Below are 2,380 nucleotides of genomic sequence, written 5' to 3'. Positions count from 1 at the left end.
GCTTAAGCGTGCCGCCCGGCAGGCCGAACAATCTTGCCGGCGCGGTCGAAAGCGTCTCGATCAGCCGAAGCAGCGGGACGTCGCCATTATGGTAGAGCCGAAGTGCCGCGCCAAGAAGCGTCTCCAGCCCGATCGCACCGGCAGCCGCATCGGCGAAGGGCAGGCGCTTGGTGTCGACATCCTGCGGGTCGTGCGAGGAGACGATGATGTCGATCGTGCCGTCCTTGATCGCCTCGATCATCGCCAGCCGGTCGTCCTCGGCGCGCAACGGCGGCGTCAGCCGGAAGAAGGTGCGGTATTCGCCGACATCATTCTCGTTGAGCGACAGATTGTGGATGGCGACGCCCGCCGTGACATTGGCGCCGTCCGTCTTTGCCCGGTTGACGGCTCCAGCCGCCATCGCGGTCGAGATCTTGGCTGCGTGATAGGCGCCGCCCGTCAGCCGCGCGAGCGCCAGGTCGCGCTCCAGCGGGATGAGTTCGGCCTCACGCGGGATGCCGGACAGGCCGAGCCAGCTCGCATAGAGGCCCTCGTTCATCACGCCGGCCGCGGCGAGGTCGGCATCCTGTATCTCATGCGCGATCACGCCGCCGAAATCGCGCGCATAGGTCAGCGCGCGGCGCATCACCAGCGCGCTGGCAATCGTGTGGCGGCCATCGGTATAGGCAACGGCGCCGGCTTCGCGCAGCAGGCCGAACTCGGTCATCTCGCGGCCTTCGAGACCCTTGGTGATGGCCGCCGCCGGGAAGATGTTGACGCTTGCCGTGTCTCTCGCGGTGCGCAGAACGAATTCGACCAGAGCGACATTGTCGATCACCGGATCGGTGTCGGGCATCATGACGATGGAGGTGACGCCGCCGACCGCAGCCGCCACGCTTGCCGAGGCGATCGTCTCGCGATGCTCGCCGCCGGGTTCGCCGATGAACACGCGGGCATCGACAAGGCCTGGAATGATCGTCATGCCGGCACAGTCTACGACCACGGCGCCTTCGGGCGCGCCCTGGTTCAGCGCCGCCTTGCCGGCGGCGGCGATCTTGCGGCCGTCGACGACGACGGTGCCGATCTCATCGACCCCGCGCGAGGGATCGACGATGTGCGCCTTGCTGAAGACGGTCACGCTCATGCGCCGCGGCCCTCATGGTTGCGACGGGGATCGAGCAGGGCTTCCATCACAGCCATGCGGACGGCGACACCCATCTCGACCTGTTCCTGGATGACGCTTTGCGGCCCGTCAGCGATCTCCGAGGCGATCTCGACGCCGCGGTTCATCGGCCCGGGATGCATGACCAGCGCATCGCCCTTGGCTGCCTTGAGCTTTTCGGCATCGAGGCCGAAATAGCGGAAATATTCGCGGATCGACGGCACGAAGGCGCCTTCCATGCGCTCGCGCTGCAGGCGCAGCATCATCACCACGTCGGCGTCTTTCAGCCCCTCGGCCATCGAGCGCGCCACGATCACGCCCATCTTATCAATGCCCGCAGGCAGCAGCGTCGAGGGCGCGACGACGCGCACCTGCGCGCCGAGCGCGTTCAAGAGCATGATGTTGGAGCGGGCGACGCGCGAATGCAGGATATCGCCGCAGATCACCACGATCAGCTTCGACAGCGGCCCCTTGGCGCGCCGGATGGTCAGCGCGTCGAGCAAAGCCTGCGTTGGATGTTCATGCGCGCCGTCGCCGGCATTGACCACCGAGCAGCCGACCTTCTGCGCCAGAAGGGCGGCGGCGCCCGCCGACTGGTGGCGGATGATCAGGATATCCGGCCGCATGGCGTTGAGCGTCATGGCGGTGTCGATAAGCGTCTCGCCCTTCTTCACCGAGGAACTCGCCACCGACATGTTCATGACGTCGGCGCCGAGCCTTTTGCCTGCGAGCTCGAAGGACGATTGCGTGCGGGTCGAGGCCTCGTAGAAGAGGTTGATCTGGGTGCGGCCACGGAGCGTCGATGTCTTCTTTTCCGGCTGCCGCGAGATCGCCACGGCCTGGTCCGCCCGGTCGAGCAGCAGCTCGATATCGGCCGGGGAAAGATCGCGGATGCCCAGAAGATGGCGGTGGGGAAAGAGCGGCAGGGACGAAGCGTCGGTCATCTCAAGGCGCTGCTATAGGGTGCGGTCCGGCCGGCCGCAAGCGCCAGCTTGGGATTGCCGGCTTTCTCCCCGGTATTTTCGCTGCGTGGCTTCGGCTATAAGGCAGCGATGGCTTCGGATTCGCGACCGCGGCCTTCAGATGGTAAGGACAGGGCGTGACCGACGACGTGATCAACCAGCCGCCGCCGCTGACGGGCGGCAATGCATGGCGGGGCGATCCGTTGCTCATCCAGCTTGCCGAGCGCTTTTCCGATCCGGTGCGCAAGGATCTCGACGCGCTTGGCCGGTTCGTCAT

At 66.2% G+C, this 2,380-nt stretch carries 2 protein-coding genes; both read right to left on the bottom strand.

Going from position 1 to position 2,380, the window contains the following annotated elements; all coding sequences use genetic code 11:
• The coding region (locus EOA29_RS33225; RefSeq protein ID WP_127222191.1) for a dihydroorotase at window positions 1-1,123 on the bottom strand (1,123 nt) is incomplete at its 3' end.
• Window positions 1,120-2,085: an aspartate carbamoyltransferase catalytic subunit gene (locus tag EOA29_RS33220; RefSeq protein ID WP_126093852.1), complete on the bottom strand. Its 966-nt coding sequence runs from the start codon at window positions 2,083-2,085 to the stop codon at window positions 1,120-1,122. The genes EOA29_RS33220 and EOA29_RS33225, both read right to left, overlap by 4 nt.
• Between the last annotated feature and the right edge of the window lie 295 nt (window positions 2,086-2,380).

It is taken from the genome of Mesorhizobium sp. M1E.F.Ca.ET.063.01.1.1 (assembly GCF_003998155.1).
Classification (GTDB): Bacteria; Pseudomonadota; Alphaproteobacteria; order Rhizobiales; family Rhizobiaceae; genus Mesorhizobium.
This window is presented reverse-complemented; position numbering and strand designations above follow the sequence as displayed.

Bases quoted from the DNA above. Each gene is read 5' to 3' on its own strand.
- EOA29_RS33220 (WP_126093852.1), bottom strand. From the start codon at position 2,085: ATGACCGACGCTTCGTCCCTGCCGCTCTTTCCCCACCGCCATCTTCTG.